This is a genomic window from Mycobacterium sp. SMC-8 (assembly GCF_025263565.1).
In the GTDB taxonomy this organism is placed as follows: Bacteria; Actinomycetota; Actinomycetes; order Mycobacteriales; family Mycobacteriaceae; genus Mycobacterium.
In genome coordinates, this window is the sequence record NZ_CP079865.1 from 2,797,039 (window position 1) to 2,813,822 (window position 16,784).

A 16,784-nucleotide genomic window follows, 5' to 3' on the forward strand; every position below is an offset into this window, starting at 1 on the left:
GCCGGCGCGCGGCGGTGCTGAAGCAGAATCACCGCCATGAGCGGCATGCCCTCGACGGCCCTCGGCGACCTCGGCGCCGAAGTGCACGAGACACATACCGGCCTGGTCGCGCTGGTCGGGGGCCGGGCGTTCAAGGTGAAGAAACCCGTGGTCACCGATTTTCTCGATTTCAGCACCCAGGACCGGCGGGAGGCCGCGTGCCGGCGTGAGGTGGAGCTGAACCGTCGGCTGGCGCCCTCGTCGTACCTCGGACTGGGGCAGTTCCAGTCGCCGTCGGGCGACACGGAACCTGTGATCGTGATGCGCCGGTACCCCGACGACGAACGGTTCTCCGCGCTGGTGCGCGCCGGCGCCCCCGTCGAGCGGTGGCTGGTGTCGATAGCCGAGGTGGTGGCGCGGTTCCACGCGCGCGCCGAGCGCGGACCGGCGATCGACCGGGAGGCCACCCCGGCGGTGCTGACCGCCCGGTGGCAGCAGAACCTCGCGGAGTTGCGGCGGCACGCCGGCACCGTGCTGTCCGACGAGTCGATCATCGAGATCGAGCGGTTGGCGATGCAGTACCTCGCCGGTCGTGAGCCGCTCTTCGCGGCCCGGATCGCCGCGCACCGCATCGTCGACGGCCACGGCGATCTGCTCAGCCAGGACATCTTCTGCACCGGTGAAGGCCCGATGCTGCTGGACTGCCTGGAGTTCGACGACCGGCTCCGGTACGTCGACGGGATCGACGACGTGGCGTTCCTGGCCATGGATCTGGAGTTCCTCGGCCGTCCCGATCTGGCCGCGCTCTTCCTCGAGGAGTACTGCCGCCGGGCCGAGGATGTGGCGGCACGCTCGCTGCGCCACTTCTGTATCGCCTACCGCGCGACGGTGCGCGCCAAGGTCGATTGTGTGCGGGTCGATCAGGGGCATCCCGACGCCGCGGCCGACGCCCGGCTGCACCTGTCGATCGCGCTGGCGCGTCTGCGGTCGGCGAGTGTGAAGCTGGTCGTGATCGGCGGGGGGCCGGGCACCGGCAAGACGACGGTGGCCCACGGGCTGGCCGAGAGGATCGGGGCGCAGGTGATCTCCACGGACGAGGTGCGGCGCGAGCTGATCAGCAGTGGTGAGATCGAGGGCCGGCCCGGTGAGCTCGGCACCGGTCTCTATGCGCCCGAGAAGATATCGGCGGTGTACGACGAGGTGCTCCACCGGGCGCGCACCTGGCTCGGCGCCGGTCACCCGGTGGTGGTGGACGGGACGTGGCGCGACGCCGGTCACCGGAGCCAGGCGCACGCCGTGGCGGCCGAGACCTACTCGCCGATCGTCGAATTGCGGTGCGCACTACCGACTTCCGAAGCGCAACGACGCATCGCGGACAGGACCGGGTCGGCGTCCGACGCCACCCCCGCGATGGCAGCCGAGCTTTCCGGCTGGGAAGCGGACTGGCCGGGCGCACACAGGGTCGACACCGCGGGAGCGCCGGCCGACTCGGTGGCCGAGGCCTACCGGGTGTACGTCGGCCTGTAGCCACCGGCGGCCTCACCGATCGGCGTCCTCCTGCGCCAGCGTGAAATAGCTCTCCTCCTCCTGGGCAAAGTGCAACCGCAGCAGCGCGTGCAGGCCGTAAAGGCACGCCAGCAGGTCGTCGACTTGATAGGGCTGGATTGCGCCCGCGGTCTCGGCCAGGTGCACGTGGGTGCCGATGCGGTCGGACAGGCGCTGGATCTCGGCGTGCATCCGGCTCATGGTGGCGGTGGCCTCGCCGCTGCGCAGGGTGCCGCCAGCGCAGGATACAGCTCGGTCTCCTCGGCGCGCTCGTGCGGCAGGATCCGGTCGGTGAGCAGCGTGTAGCACTGCCGCACCGACTCGAACGCGGCCGCGTCGGCGCCCGCGGCCAGCCGGTCCGCGCTGTCGCGGATGTGTCCCACCGCATCGCGAAGCTCCTCGTGCTCGGCGGCGAACCCCTGCAGCATCGTCTCGGTGCGGGCAGCCAGGTCGACCCTGGTGTGCGGGTTGTGACGCAACGCCCGCAGCGCGTTGAGAATGACCGTCACGTCGATGCCCTCCTGCAACAGCGCGCCGGCCGCGGGCGGCAGCCAGCCCATCGCGGCCGCGGCCATCGCCACCAGGGACAGCGACATTCCCACGGCCGCGCTCTGCACCGCGATACGGCGTGACCACCGGGCGATGTCCATCGCGTCGGCGAGACGGTCCAGGCGATCGGTGGTCAACACGATGTCGGCGGCCTCCGATGATGCGGTGGCCCCCCGCGCCCCCATCGCGACTCCCACCGTGGCCGCCGCCAGCGCGGGGGCGTCGTTGATGCCGTCGCCGACCATCACCGTGATCGCGCGCGTGCGCTCCCGCTGCACCGCGGCGACCTTGTCGGCGGGGGTCTGCTGGGTGTACACCTCGTCCAGCCCGAGCACGGTGGCGACCTCGCGGGCCGGTTCGGGCCGGTCGCCGGTGAGCATCACCAGGCGATCGAACCCGGCTTCCCGTAAGCGCCGCATCGTCCGGGGCGCCTGTCGGCGCAACGGATCCCGCAGCAGTACCGCACCGACCGGTGCTCCGTCGGCGCACACCCACGCCAGCGCGGCGCTGTCCAGGCGCGCCCGGTTCACCGCGCCCTGCGCCCACTCCGATCGCGCGGCGACGTCGCCCAGTTTGCCGACGGTCACCCGCCGGCCGTCCAGCACCGCACTGACCCCGCGCCCGGGCTCCTCCGCTGCCTCGGCCGGAAGCGACAGCCGCAGGCCGCGGGCCAGTGCCTCCGCGACGATGGCTTCGGCCAGCACGTGGGGGGAGACCTGATCCACCGAGGCCGCCAGGCGCAGCACCTCGGCGGTGTCGGCGCCCGGAGCCGTGACCACGTCGACGACCTCGGGTCGGCCCATCGTCAGCGTGCCGGTCTTGTCCATCACCAATGTGCTCGCGTGGCCGAGGTTCTCCAGGGCGCCGCCGCTGCGGATCACCACCCCGGACCGGGAGGCGCGGGACAGACCCGACACGATCGCGACCGGAGCGGCCAGCAGCAGCGGGCACGGGGTGGCCACGACCAGCACCGCGACGGCCCGCACCGGCGACCCGCTGACCAGCCAGGCGATGCCCGCAATCGCCAGCGCGAGCGGCAGGAAGTAGGCAGCATAGCGGTCGGCGAGCCGTACCACCGGCGCGCTCTCGGCCCCGGCCTGCTGCGCCAGCCGTACGATCCCGGCGTAGGTGCTGTCCTCGGCCGTCGCCGTGACGCGCAACGCGAACACGTCGCCGGCGTTGACCACTCCGCTGCGCACGGCGTCCCCGGCGGGGCGTTCCACCTGGAGGGATTCGCCGGTCAGCGCGGACTCGTCGAGCACCGCGACGGACTCGATGACGCGTCCGTCCACTGGCACTACGTCTCCGGGGGCGATGACCAGGATGTCGTCCACCACGACATCGCCAATGGGGATCACCTCGACCACGTCGCCGGTGCGGCGCCGTGCGAAGCGGGGCGCCCGTTCCAGCAGCGCCTTGAGGTCCCGCGACGCCCGGCGCGAGGCCGCGGCATCCAGGGCGCGGCCGCCGGCCAGCATCACCGCGACCAGCGCACCCGCGAGATACTCGCCGACCAGCAGCGTGCCCCCCAGCGACAGCACCGCGATCAGGTCCACGCCGAGGCGTCCGTTGCGCAGTGCGAGCAGCACCCACAGCACGGCGGGCACGATCGCGATGGCCGTCCCGGCGGCCCAGCAGAGGTCGGCAACTCGGGGAGCCCCTGACAGCCACGCCACTCCGCCGGCCGCCAGTGCCCCGACGGTGAGAACGGTCAACGTGGGCTCCAGTAGGGGGCGCCAGCGGGACGGCTGCACGCCGGGCATCTCAGCCGCGCACGACGGCGACCGGCGCGAGCGCCGACTCGGCGACGGCGGTGCTGACCGAGCCCAACAGCAGACTCGCGACGCCGCCGCGACCGCGGCTGCCGACGACCACGAGCTGACACTGCCGGGACTCGTCGATCAGCCACCGGGCCGGCTTGTCGCACACGATCCGGCGCCGGACGTGAACGTCGGGATAGCGCTCCTGCCAGCCGGCCAGCCGCTCGGCGAGGATCTCGTGTCCCTGCTGCTCGTACTGCTGCCAGTCCATTCCGAGGATCGGGAAGACGGCGACGTCGCTCCACGCGTGCAGCGCCACCAGGTCGGCGCCGCGTCGGGAGGCCTCGTCGAAGGCGAACGCCGTGGCCTTCTCCGACGCCGGGGAACCGTCGATGCCGAGCAGCACCGGCAGTGTGCCGCTGTCCTTCTGCACCACACCCTCTTTGGTGATCACAACCGGACACCGCGCATGGTGCAGCAGTGTGCGGCTGACCGACCCCAGCACTGCGCCGCCGACCGGGCCCAGCCCACGACTGCCGAGCACCAGCACGTCGGCGTGTTTGGAGGCATCGGTGAACTCGGGCACGATGCCGTCGTGGCGGAGCTCGACGTTTACCGCCAGCGGCGCGCCGTCCGGCACCGCTGCGGCCAGGATCTCCTGGGCCTGCTTGAGCACCCGCTGGGCGTTGTCTTCCTGCCAGTCATAGAAACTCGACACGACCGTCTCGATCGGCCACGTGACCACGATCGGCGACACGACGTGCATCAGTGTCACCGGGCGCTGACGCAGGACCGCTTCCTGGGCGGCCCACCGCACCGCCGCATGCGACTCGGATGAGCCGTCGACGCCGACGAGGATCCCGAGATCGGTGGCTTCGCGCATGGCTGTCTCCTTGTGTGTTTGGGCGGGTGTTTCGGAAACCATCAGGACCGGACGACGAGCGCCGAGGACGCGCCGTGCCGCAGCGCGGAGCGGCCGTGGCCGACGATCTGTGCGACCTCGTGGGCCTCGTCGTCACCGATCACAGCGAGAAGCACGGGTTCGTCGTGCTTTTTCAGGAAGTGCGCGACGTCGGCCCGGTCGGTGATCGGATAAACGTGCACCTGCGGGTAGCGCTGATGCCAGGGACGGATTCGTTGTTCGAGTGCGTCAGTCGACGCCGCCGCCTCGCTGTCGCCCAGAACCAGCACCGGAGCATGACGCAGTGCCGCCTCCTGCAGCGCCTGCTCGATGACGACGCCGTTGTGGGGACGGTCGTTGACCGCGACGATGATCCCCTTTGCCTCACGCAGACTCTCACGACCCCGGCGCACGTCCTCGGCGTACTCGCAGGCGTACTCGGCGGCGTTGCGGTGGACCGGCTTGGTGACGTAGACCAACCGCAGTGCGGTCCCCCGTGCGGCGGCTTCGTGCACCGCCCACAGCGCAGCGCCCAGGGCCGCCGCCGAACCGTCGACACCGGCGACCACGGGCATGGAGCTGTTCGCGGTTGTCATCGCGTTCTCCGTTCGCAGAGTGTGATTCTCACGTTAGGGAGCCGCGCGGAACCGGCCTAGGGCCATTGGTCCTTGCAGGGTGACTGAACCGCGCGGCGCGCCGGTGCACCCGGTGGGCACGCCCACGGGTGCGCAGGGGCTCGTCGGCCACATGCACGGGTTCGCCGTAAAACATCGTCTTGGTGACGTCGACCAGGACCAGGTAGGCGAGCGTCAATGCCGCCAGCGCGGCGAAGAACTGCCAGGGCAGTGGCGTGAATCCGAGGTGGGGGCCCAGGGGTGAGATCGTGAGCGCGACACCGACCACGATTGCCGACGCGGTGGCGACCACCAGTGCCGGGGAGGGTCTGCTCTGAGTCGGCGAGATGCGCGCGAAAATCGTCGTGCGTCGGACCGCCGCTTCGAGCTCGTGGTCGTCGAGGTGCTCCACGTGGTCCCGGTCGACCGTCACCGTGCGGAGGCGAGCAGGATCCGCCGCTCCGCGGCGGCGATCACCCGGCGGGTGGCGTCCACGGCGTCGGGGTTCACCGACACCGAGGTGATGCCGAGCCGCACCAGGTGCTCGGCGAACGCCGGGTTGGTCGACGGCGCCTGACCGCACAGTGACGAGGTGATTCCGAACTTGTTGGCGGTCTGGATGATCCGCCGGATGGCATGCAGCACCGCGGGATCGGATTCGTCGAACAGTTCGGCACACACGTCGGAATCCCGGTCGACGCCGAGCAGCAGTTGGGTCAGGTCGTTGCTGCCGATGGAGACCCCGTCGATCCCCATGCCGATGTACTCGGGCAGCCAGTGCACCACCGACGGCACCTCGGCCATCACCCAGCGGTGCACTCCGCGTTGGCGGCCCAGCGGGCTCGCATCGACCAGCGACAGGCACTCCTCGAGCTCCCACCGGGTGCGCACGAACGGGATCATCAGCGCGACGTTCGGCGATTGCTCCCGCACCCGGGCCAGCGCCTCCAGCTCGAGCGCGAACAGTTCTGGTTCCTTGATGTAGCGGTAGCAGCCGCGGAACCCGATCATCGGATTGTGTTCCACCGGTTCGTATTCGGCGCCGCCTTTGAGTCCGCGGAACTCGTTGCTGCGGAAGTCGGTGGCGCGGTAGACCACGGGCCGCGGCGCGAACGCCGCCGCGATCCTGCCCACCGAGGACACCATCTTCTCGACGAGGCTGTCCTGTTCGCCGTGCGCGATCAGGTCACGGGGATGGCGACCGCCGAGCGCCTCGGTCAGCATGAACTCCGCGCGCAGCAGACCCACCCCGTCGACCGGTTGGGCGGCAACGGTTTCCGCGCTCTCCGGCATCGCGAGGTTCACGTACACCCTGGTTCCGGTGACCTCCCCTGTCGCCGCGACCGGCGCGGTGCGTTCGGCCACCGTGACCTGCGGTGCCTGCTCGACGCGGCCCGACACCACCTCGCCGCGGGCGCCGTCGACGGTGACGGTGGTGCCGTCGTGCAAGTCCCGGGTCCCGGTGCGGGTGCCGACGATGCAGGGGACCCCCAGTTCGCGTGCCACGATCGCGGCGTGGCATGTCATTCCTCCGGTGTCGGTGACCAGCGCGGCCGCCCGCCGGATCGTGGGCAGCCAGTCCGGGTTCGTCATCTGCGCGACCAGGATCTCCCCCTCCTGCAGGCGATGCCCCTCGTCCGGTGTCTGCAGCACCCGCACCTTGCCCGACGCGATGCCCGGCGCCGCGGCCAGCCCGCGGGCCAGCACCACATGCTCGGTCCGGGCCGGCGGGGTGGTGTGCCCAAGCGTGGTGATCGGCCGGGCCTGCACCAGGTAGGCGGCGCCGTCGGCGATGGCCCACTCGGTGTCCTGCGGGCAGCCGTTGTGGCGCTCGGTGGCGATCGCCAGCTCGGCGATCGAGTGCAGCTCCCCGTCGGTCAGCACCCGGGATGCCGCGGTGGCGTCGTCGAGCTGCACGTGCGTGTCGGTGCCGTCCTCACCCCGCACAATCTTGAAAGCCTTGTTGCCCAGCCGGACGTCGATCGGTTGCATGGTGTCCTTGGAGACCACGTAGGTGTCGGGTTCCACCGCGCCGGAGACCACCACCTCGCCGAGACCGAACGCGGCTTCGATCACCACGCGGTCCCGTGCGCCGGTGCTCGGGTCGGCGGTGAAGGCCACACCTGATTTGTCCGAGTCGACCATCTGCTGCACCACCACGGCCATCGCGGGATCGCCGAGGAAACCGCGGCTGGCCCGGTAGGTGATGACGCGCGGACTGAACAGCGACATCCAGCACCGCGTCACCGCGGTGACGAGTCCGTCGTCGCCGGTGATGTTGGTCAGGGTCGCGTTCATCCCGGCGAACGACGCGTCGGCGCCGTCCTCGCCGGTGGCCGACGAGCGCACGGCGACCACGGTGCCCGGGCCCATCGCGTGATAAGCCGCCAGCATCGCCGACCTGGTGGTGTCGTCGACGCCGGCCTTGCGCACCAGGCCCTGCATGCGCTCGCAGAGCTCACCGAGCCGCGTGGTGTCGGCAACGTTGTCGAGCGCCTCGCGATGAAGCGCCGCCAGCTCCGCCTCGACGCCGCCGGCGCGCATGGAGTCCCGGTAGCAGTCGCGCAGCAGGACGAAGCCCGGCGGCACGGGGAGTTTCGCGGCGACGAGCTCGCCCATGTTGGCGCCCTTGCCGCCGGCCTCCTCGGCGTCACCGATGGTCAGGGCCGAGATGTCGCGCAGGTGGGAGTGGCGGGTTCCTGAGTCCATGGGGCAAGCCTGCACCCCCACCGTCGCCCCGGCGTAGCGTGTGAGGTCGCTTTCGTCCGGGCCGAAAGTCCTTAGTTGGTAGGGGCTTAGGTCCTCTTTGGGACACTCAACCGCGGAAAAGGACTTCGTCCCCTTCCGGGACGGGCTCCGGCGCGCTGGCATGAGGAGATGGGGCTGCCGGTGTTCATCGATCCGCGCCATCACGACGCGGTGCTCTTCGACATGGACGGGGTGGTGACCGACACCGCGGCGCTGCACGCCGCCGCGTGGAAGGCCACATTCGACGACTTCCTCAGCCGGCGGTCCGCCGCGCCGGGCGAGGATCTGTCCGCCGCGACGGACCGGGATTTCCGCGACTTCATCTCCGGCAGAAAGCCTTTCGATGCGGTGAAGGGATTCCTGGAGAGCCGCGGGATCGCCGTCCCGGACGGCGCGCCGGAGGGACTGGACGACGCCAGCGTCTGGGGTCTGGTTCACCGCCGCCAGCAGCTGTTCGCCGACATGCTGGCCGACGGGGTGCCGGTGTTCGCCTCGACCGTGGACCTGGTGCGCCGGCTGTTGGCGGCCGATATCGCCGTGGCGGTGTTCTCGACCAGCCGTGACTGCGCCGAATTGCTGGATGCAGCAGGTGTTTCTGACCTGTTCCCCGTGCGGGTGGACGGCGTCGTGGCCGACGAGCTGGGCTTGCCCGGTGAACCCGATCTGGCGATGCTGCGGGAGACCGCCAAGCGGCTCGGGGTCCATCCGGGGCGCTGCGTCGTCGTCGACGACGGGCTCGCGGGAATCACCGCCGCGCGTGAAGGCGGCTTTGCGTTGATCATCGGAGTGGACCGGGCCGACCGCGCCGAGGACCTGCGCCGCTGTGGTGCGGACGTCGTGATACCCGATCTGGTCGCGGTCACCGTGCGCGACAACTATCGGCACATCTCCGAACTGTCCGACGCGCTGCTGTCCTACAGCGAGATCGTGCCACTGGCCGAGACGCGCAGGCCCGCCGTGCTGCTCGATTTCGACGGCACGCTGTCCGACATCGTCGGTGACCCCGCCACGGCGACGCTGATCCCCGGGGCCCGGGCGATGCTCGAAGCGCTCACGGCACGCTGCCCTGTCGCGGTGATCAGTGGCCGCAGCCTGGCCGACATCCGGGACCGGATCGGGGTCCCCGGCATCTGGTACGCCGGCAGTCACGGGTTCGAACTCTGCTCCTCGGACGGGGTGCGTCACGACAACGAAGCAGGCCTGGAAGCCGTGCGCGTGCTCGCCGGTGCCCTGACCGAGCTGCGCGGGCGGGTCGGCGGAGTCGACGGCGTGCTCATCGAGGACAAGCGTTTTTCGATCGCCGTGCACTATCGCAACGTCGACCCCGGTTCGGTCGACGACGTGGTCGCGGCGGTCCGGATCATCGGTCAGCGTCACGGTCTGCGCGCCGGCGGTGGGCGCAAGGTCATCGAGCTGCAACCGGACACCGGCTGGAACAAGGGCAAGGCGGTCGAGTGGATCCTCGACCGCATCGACGGTGACGAGTTGCTGCTGCCCGTGTACATCGGTGACGACCTGACCGACGAGGACGGCTTCGACGCGGTGCGCCTGCGGGGGATCGGAGTGGTGGTCCGCAACGCGGAATCGGGGGACCGCCGGTCCGCGGCGCGGTTCGCCCTTGACGGGCCAGAAGCCGTCTGCCGCTTTCTCACCCGGCTATCCGATCAGCTCGCCGTCGAACAGGACATCACCAACGATCCGTGGATGCTCACGTTCGGCGGCTATCTGCCCGACGACGAGCGGCTCCGGGAGGCGCTGTGCACGCTCGGCAACGGCTACCTGGCGGCCAGGGGCGCCGCGCCCGAGTGCGGTGCCGGGCGGTCCCACTACCCGGGCACCTACGCGGCGGGGATCTACAACCGTCTCACCGACGAGATCTCGGGCACCACCGTCGACAACGAGAGCATGGTGAATCTGCCCAACTGGCTGCCGGTGACGTTCCGCATCGACGGCGGGGAGTGGTTCGACATCGACGCGGTCGAACTCACCTCCTACGTCTGCACGCTGGACCTGCGCCGCGCCACCCTGACCCGAGAGTTCGTGATGCGGGACGGGCAAGGGCGGATCACGGATGTCCGGCAGCGCCGGCTGGTGGCGATGCACCGGCCGCACGTGGCGGCGATGCGGACCACCGTCCATGCCGAGAACTGGTCCGGGAGACTGGAATTCCGTTCGGTGATCGACGGAGGGGTGGAGAACCTCGGAGTGGAGCGATACCGTGACCTGTCCTCGCGGCACCTGACGGTCGACGGTCTGCGCGAATTGTCCGATGACGCCGTGCTGTTGGAGGCGCAGACCGGTGAGTCGCAGATCCAGGTCGCGGTCGCGGCACGCAACCGCCTGACCGGAGGGGAACCCGCGTCGGTCGCCCGCGCGATCATCCGGGACGACACCCGGATCGGCCACGACATCGCCGTCGAGGTCACCGGCGGTCGTGCCGTCACACTGGAGAAGGTGGTCGCGGTGTACACCAGCCGCGACCACGGCATCTCCGGGCCGGTCACTGCGGCCGAGCGTGAAGTGGCCGCCACCCCCGGCTTCGACGAACTGGAGGAACGGCACCGGCTGGCGTGGGCCCACCTCTGGGAGCGGTTCAACGTCGACATGGGACACGACCCCGATCTGCTGCGCCTCGTGCGCCTGCACCAGCTGCACCTGCTCCAGACGCTGTCCCCGCACACCGCCGATCTCGACGTCGGCGTGCCGGCGCGGGGACTGCACGGCGAGGCCTACCGGGGCCACGTGTTCTGGGACGAGCTGTTCGTCTTCCCGGTGATGAACATGCGGTTGCCGAAGGTCACCCGCTCGCTTCTGCTGTACCGCTACCGGCGGTTATCCGAGGCCCGACGGGCTGCGTTCGAGGCGGGGTTCGCGGGGGCGATGTTTCCGTGGCAGTCGGGCAGCGATGGCCGCGAGGAAAGTCAACGGCTGCATCTGAATCCGCGGTCGGGTCGGTGGAACCTCGACGCCAGCGCCCGCGCCCACCACGTGGGCCTGGCCATCGCTTTCAACGTCTGGCAGCACTATCAGGTCACCGGAGACATCGGGTTCCTCATCGACTACGGCGCCGAGATGCTGGTCGAGATCACCAAGTTCTGGGTCAGCGCCGCGAGCCTGGACCCACAGCGGGACCGGTATGTGATCCGCGGGGTGATCGGCCCGGACGAGTTCCACTCCGGTTATCCGGGCCGGGAGTACGACGGAATCGACAACAACGCCTACACCAACCTGATGGCGGTGTGGGTGATCATGCGGACCCTGGAGGCCCTCGAGCGGTTGCCGCTGTCCTACCGGCTGGCGCTTCTGGAGACGGTCGGGGTCGGTGACGAGGACCTCGCGCAGTGGGAGGACGTCAGCCGGCGGATGTTCGTGCCGTTCCACGATGGCGTCATCAGCCAGTTCGAGGGTTACGAGCAGCTGCGCGAACTGGATTGGGAGGCGTACCGGAGCCGCTACGACAACCTGCAGCGGCTGGACCGCATTCTCGAAGCCGAGGGCGACAGCGTCAACAACTACCAGGCGGGCAAGCAGGCCGACACGTTGATGCTGTTCTACCTGCTGTCCGCCGACGAGCTGTACGAGTTGTTCGACCGCCTCGGCTACAACTTCGTGCCCGATCAGATCCCGGCCACCATCGACTACTACCGGCAGCGCACCTCACACGGGTCCACCTTGAGCGCGGTGGTGCACTCCTGGGTGCTCGCCCGCGGCAACCGTCGCCAGGCCATGCACTACTTCCGTCAGGTGATGGCCTCCGACGTGGTCGACATCCAGCGCGGCACCACTCCCGAGGGCATCCATCTGGCGGCCATGGCGGGCAGCATCGACCTGTTGCAGCGGTGCTTCACCGGGCTGGAGCTGCGCCGTGACCGGATCGTGGTCGGCCCGCTGTGGCCCGAGCCGCTGGGCAGGCTGGCCTATACGTTCCGCTACCGCGGGCACCGGCTCAGGTTGACGGTGTCGGGGCGGTCCTCGACGCTCAGTGCAGAACCCAGTGACGCCTCGCCGGTACTGGTCGAATGCCGGGGCCAGTCACAGAATCTCGTCGCCGGTGGCACGGTGGAATTCACTTGATGACCGGGCTGACCCGGGTGCCGGCGGTCCCTGACACGATCCGGCGCAAGGTGGCCCGCCCCGCAGTTCGGACACCACCGCGGCAACCACCGTCGGCACCGCCGCTGTGAGCGCGGAGCTCAGCCCATCACCGAATGCCACCTCGGCCGCGTCGACGGCGAGCACCACCAGCCGCCGCGGCGCACGGCCCAGAACCTGCCCGAGCGCATAGGCCGCGGGCAGGTCCAGTGCATGTGTGCTCACCGTTGCCGGCCGCAACCCGGCCTCCGGTGTCCAGCGGCGGATCCGGCCCGGGACGGCGTCGTCGCCGGCGGCCGCGTCGACCACCACAGTCAGCTCGGTCCCGTCCCACGCATCGATCATCTCGGCTGGATCGTCGGTGGCGACCATGACCCGCACCCCGCGCAGTGACAGCTTGCCCACCTCGGCGGCGACGACCGGGCCGATGCCGTCGTCGCGACGGAACGGGTTGCCCACACCGATCACCAACGCGCTCAACGGCGTTCGACCGTCAGCGTGAGAAAGTGCGCGGCACAGGAGATGCACGGGTCATGGTTGCGGATCGCCTTCTCGCACAGCGACGTCAGCGCGACGTCGTCGAGGTCGAGGTTGGCGCCCACCAGCATGCCCATCTCGTGTTCGAGCGCGGCCTGGTTCTGTGCCGTCGGGGGCACCATCGTCGCCGCGCGGATCAGGCCGTCGTCGCCGATCTCGTAGCGGTGGTACAGCAGTCCGCGCGGCGCCTCACTCGCGCCGTGCCCGACCCCGGCGCGGGCCGGCACGTCGACATGCGGACGCGAAGGCGGTTGGTAGCTGTCGATGATGCGCAGTGCCTCGTCGAGCGCGTACACCACCTCCACCGCGCGAACGACGATGCTGCGGAAAGGGTTACGGCAGGTCGCGGCGAGACCGGCGTCCGCCGCGGTCTGGGCTGCCAACGGGGACAGGCGCGCCGAGTTCAGTGAGTACCGCGCCAGCGGGCCGGTCAGGTAGCGGGCGCCGTCCAGGGTCGCGTGCAGCGCCGTGGAATGCGGCACCTGCGATTCGACGACGTGGTCGCCGAAGTCGCGGACGTCGAACGACGGTCCGGAGCTGCGTGCGACGGTCCCGTTCTCGATCGGGTAGCGGTCGGTGGCGGTCAACGCCAGGAAATCGTGGTCGAACTCGGTGTCCGGATAATCGAGCCGCGTGATGTGGTCAGCGGTGTGCAGCGCGTCGTCGAGGGCGCGGCGCAGCAGCTCGGCCAGCGGCCGCAGCTGTGCACGGGACGGGACGGAGTAGAAGCCGCCCAACCGCACGTTGACCGGATGGATGGCGCGGCCGCCGAGCTGCTCCATCAGCCGGTTGCCCGCCTTCTTGAGCGCCAGCCCGCGCTCGACGAGCTCGGTGTGGTCCCGGGCCATCGCGACGATGTCGGGGTAGCCCAGGAAGTCGGGCAGATGCAACAGGAAGATGTGCAGGGCGTGGCTGTGGATCCACTCGCCGCAGTACAGCAGCCGGCGCAACGCGACCAGCTCGGGGTCGACGGTCACCCCGCAGGCGTCCTCGATGGCGTTGCACGCGCTGACCTGGTACGCGACTGGGCAGATGCCGCACACCCTGGCGGTGAGGTCGGGCGGCTCGGTGTAGGAGCGGCCGCGCAGGAACGCCTCGAAGAACCGCGGCGGTTCGTAGATGTTGAGTTCCACGGTGTCGACCACACCGCCGGTCAGCGTGACGTTCAGCGCACCCTCACCCTCGACCCGGGTCAGTGCTCCGACGCGTAGGGTGCGGCTTCCGTTGTTCCCGGCGTTCACGGCTCGTTGCGCTCGGTGTCGGTGCGTGCGGTGTCGTTGCGTTGGCCGGCGAAGCGGGTGACGTTGAACGTGCTGAACACCCGCTCGACGTCGGGGCCCGACATCCCGTCGCGGCGCAGCACCGGGATCAGCGCCGCGGTGTTCGGCGTAGCGGCCGGGCCGAAGCAGCCGTAACACCCTCGGGACAGCGACGGGCACAGCGCGCCGCAACCCGCGTGTGTGACCGGGCCCAGGCACGGGGTGCCGTCGGCGACCACGACGCAGGTGACACCGCGGTTCTTGCACTCGGTGCACACCGTCTTGGCGGGCAGCCGGGGTTTCCTGCCGACCAGCAGCGCCGCGAGGGTGTCGAGCAGTTGTCCGCGGTCGATCGGGCACCCCTGGAGCTGGTAGTCGACCGTGACATGCGCCGAGGCGGGCGTCGAGGTCGCCAGGGTGTCGATGTACTCGGGTTGCGCGTACACGAGCGAGGTGAACTCGTCGACGTCGGCGAAGTTGCGCAGCGCCTGAATCCCGCCCGCGGTCGCGCACGCGCCGATCGTCACCAGGATCTGCGATTGGGCCCGGATCTCGGCGATCCGCCGCGCGTCGGCCGCGGTGGTGATCGATCCCTCGACCAGAGAGACGTCATAGGGGCCGGCGGCGATCGCGCTGGACGCCTCCAGGAACGTGGCGATCTCTACCTGCCCGGCGAGGGTCAGCAGCTCGTCTTCGCAGTCGAGCAGCGTCAGCTGGCAGCCGTCACACGAGGCGAACTTCCACACCGCGAGCCTGGGGACACTCATCTATAGCTCCTCGACCTGCAACAACGGCCCGACGACGTCGTAGCCGACGACCGGACCGTCGCGGCACAACAGCAGCGGGCCCAGCTGGCAGTGCCCGCACCAGCCGACGCCGCACTGCATGTTGCGTTCGACTGAGAGTTCGATTGCGTTCGGCGCCAGTCCTTTTCGCAGCAGCTCGGCGGCTGCGCCGCGCATCATCATCTCCGGCCCGCACAGGAATGCCGTCGTGGTGTCTGGGTGCAGCGGCAGCCTGCGCAGCGGCTCGCAGACGTTGCCGGTCTCGCCCTGCCAGCCCTGCACCGGCACGTCGACGGTGACGTGCACGTCGATGACCCCTTGCCGGCTCCAGCCGTCGAGCTCGTCGGCGAACAGGAAGTCCTCGCGGGTCCGCGCACCCGCGATCAACGTCACCCGGCCGAACCGGTCCCGTTCGGCCAGCGCGACGCACACCACCGGCCGCAGCGGCGCCAATCCGACTCCGCCCGCGACGATCACGAGGTCGCGACCGGTGGCGCCGGCCAGCGCCCAGCTGGTGCCGAAAGGTCCGCGCAGGCCGATCACCGAATCCGGTTCGGCATCGTGGAGGGCCCGGCTGACCGCGCCCACGGCCCGCACGGTGTGGGTGACGGTCTGATCCGGCGGATCCGGCAGGCCGCTCACCGAGATCGCGATCTCGCCGATCCCGAACGCGTACAGCATCATGAACTCGCCGGGCGCGGGCGGAGGCAGCGCGGCGTCGACCGGCGCCAGATGCAAGGTCACCGAATCGCGGTTCTCGATGACACGGCTGACCACGCGGTAGGGGACCGGCGTCATGGCCGGGCGGCCGGTCTCAGTCATCGCCCTGATCCGCCAGTTCCGACAAGGTCGTCATCTCTTCGGTGATGTCGATCCCGGTGGGGCACCACGCGATACAGCGTCCGCAGCCCACACAGCCCGATGTGCCGAACTGGTCGTGCCACGTGCCCAGTTTGTGGGTCAGCCAGTGCCGGTACCGTGACGACCCGGACTGCCGCACGCTGCCCTCGTGGACGAACGTGAAGTCGAACTCGAAACACGACGCCCACGTCAGCCACCGTTGGGCATGCGTGCCGGTGAGGTCGGTGATGTCTTCGGTGCTGGTGCAGAAGCAGGTCGGGCAGACCATGGTGCAGTTGCCACACGTCAGGCAGCGTGACGCGACCTCGTCCCAGTGCGGTGACTCGCGGGAGTCCGCGAGCAGGTTGCGCAGGTCACCGGCCGGCATCTGGCGGCCCATGTGGTGTGCCGCCTCGGCGACACTGTCACGCGCACAGTCGATTTCGGAACTGCGCGGATCGCGGTGCGACACCCGGCGCAGCACGTCGGCGCCGGCGTCGCTGGCCACGTCGACCAGGTAGCGGCGGCCGTCCTGTCCGGTCTGTTCGGTCAGGGCCAGATCGTAGCCGGGACCGGCGGCCGGGCCGGTACCCATCGAGGCGCAGAAGCACAAACCTCCCGGTTCGGTGCAATTGACCGCGACGACGAACGCGCGTCCGAGGCGCTCGGCGAAACTCTGATCCGGATGGGTGCTCCTGCCCAGCACTCTGTTGAGCACGGCGATCGCGGCGAGGTCGCAGCCACGGACCCCGAGGAACGCGTAGCGCACCGGCGGGTCCTCGCTGTCGGCGCCGCCCGGCCCGGAACTCCAGATCTTCTGCCGGGGCGGATGCAGGAACTGTTTCCACGATTGCGGACCGGCCGAATGGTTGAACACCGCGTCGTCGTCCCGGCGGCGCAGCCGGTAGTGTCCCGGAGCGACGTCGACCCCCCACCCGGCCGGCAGCTCGTCGGCGCTGTCGATCTCGGCGAGCACGATCGCACTGCCGGACACGGTCGGACCCACCACCCGGAATCCCATGTCTTTGAGCGCGGAAACCAGCTGCTGCAGCCCCGCGGACTCGATCACCGCGACCTCCATGCCAGCCATGGTGCCCCTGGACGGCCTCCGGTGCCGATGGTTGACCAAAGAAGTGACTTTGTGCCACAGATTCGGGACCGGGACGGTGGGTAGC

11 protein-coding genes and 1 pseudogene are annotated in these 16,784 nt (G+C 70.0%); 2 read left to right on the top strand and 10 right to left on the bottom strand.

Going from position 1 to position 16,784, the window contains the following annotated elements; genetic code table 11:
* Positions 1-36: 36 nt before the first annotated feature.
* A complete protein-coding gene (locus tag KXD97_RS13655; RefSeq protein ID WP_260757361.1) occupies positions 37-1,506 on the top strand; it encodes an AAA family ATPase in 1,470 nt (489 codons plus the stop codon).
* Positions 1,507-1,518: 12 nt separating this feature from the next.
* On the opposite strand, the pseudogene KXD97_RS13660 reads toward KXD97_RS13655, so the two are convergent.
* The 5 genes and pseudogenes from KXD97_RS13660 to ppsA all read right to left on the bottom strand — a co-directional run bounded on the left by KXD97_RS13660 (position 1,519) and on the right by ppsA (position 8,057).
* Positions 1,519-3,836, bottom strand: a pseudogene (locus KXD97_RS13660) (heavy metal translocating P-type ATPase).
* 1 nt (position 3,837) lies between these two features.
* Positions 3,838-4,716 carry a universal stress protein gene (locus tag KXD97_RS13665; protein ID WP_260757362.1) on the bottom strand — a complete coding sequence of 293 codons (879 nt, stop codon included), beginning with the start codon at positions 4,714-4,716 and terminating at the stop codon, positions 3,838-3,840.
* Positions 4,717-4,757: 41 nt separating this feature from the next.
* Positions 4,758-5,330 (bottom strand): universal stress protein, encoded by a 573-nt coding sequence (locus tag KXD97_RS13670; protein ID WP_260757363.1) that lies wholly within the window; start codon positions 5,328-5,330, stop codon positions 4,758-4,760.
* 28 nt (positions 5,331-5,358) lie between these two features.
* A complete protein-coding gene (locus KXD97_RS13675) occupies positions 5,359-5,781 on the bottom strand; it encodes a hypothetical protein (RefSeq protein WP_260757364.1) in 423 nt (140 codons plus the stop codon).
* Positions 5,778-8,057 (bottom strand): phosphoenolpyruvate synthase, encoded by a 2,280-nt coding sequence (ppsA, locus tag KXD97_RS13680; protein WP_260757366.1) that lies wholly within the window; start codon positions 8,055-8,057, stop codon positions 5,778-5,780. The genes KXD97_RS13675 and ppsA overlap by 4 nt, the downstream gene beginning before the upstream one ends.
* Positions 8,058-8,225: 168 nt before the next feature.
* Between ppsA and otsB the strand changes: the two genes are divergently transcribed.
* Positions 8,226-12,170, top strand: coding sequence for a trehalose-phosphatase (otsB, locus tag KXD97_RS13685; protein ID WP_260757368.1), 3,945 nt, complete (start codon positions 8,226-8,228; stop codon positions 12,168-12,170).
* Here otsB and KXD97_RS13690 read toward each other — a convergent pair.
* Genes KXD97_RS13690 through KXD97_RS13710 form a run of 5 tightly spaced genes read right to left on the bottom strand, consistent with a single transcriptional unit; the run spans position 12,129 to position 16,690 of the window.
* Complete coding sequence (locus tag KXD97_RS13690) at positions 12,129-12,668, bottom strand: hydrogenase maturation protease (protein WP_260757369.1); 540 nt, start codon at positions 12,666-12,668, stop codon at positions 12,129-12,131. The genes otsB and KXD97_RS13690 overlap by 42 nt on opposite strands.
* Positions 12,665-13,966 (bottom strand): Ni/Fe hydrogenase subunit alpha, encoded by a 1,302-nt coding sequence (locus KXD97_RS13695; RefSeq protein ID WP_260757370.1) that lies wholly within the window; start codon positions 13,964-13,966, stop codon positions 12,665-12,667. Before KXD97_RS13695 ends, KXD97_RS13690 begins: the two co-directional genes overlap by 4 nt.
* Positions 13,963-14,751, bottom strand: a complete 789-nt coding sequence (locus KXD97_RS13700) for an oxidoreductase (RefSeq protein ID WP_260757372.1) — start codon at positions 14,749-14,751, stop codon at positions 13,963-13,965. Before KXD97_RS13700 ends, KXD97_RS13695 begins: the two co-directional genes overlap by 4 nt.
* Complete coding sequence (locus tag KXD97_RS13705; RefSeq protein ID WP_260757373.1) at positions 14,752-15,591, bottom strand: FAD/NAD(P)-binding protein; 840 nt, start codon at positions 15,589-15,591, stop codon at positions 14,752-14,754.
* On the bottom strand, positions 15,584-16,690 hold the full coding sequence (locus KXD97_RS13710) for a 4Fe-4S dicluster domain-containing protein (protein WP_260757374.1): 1,107 nt from the start codon (positions 16,688-16,690) through the stop codon (positions 15,584-15,586). Before KXD97_RS13710 ends, KXD97_RS13705 begins: the two co-directional genes overlap by 8 nt.
* Positions 16,691-16,784: the final 94 nt, after the last annotated feature.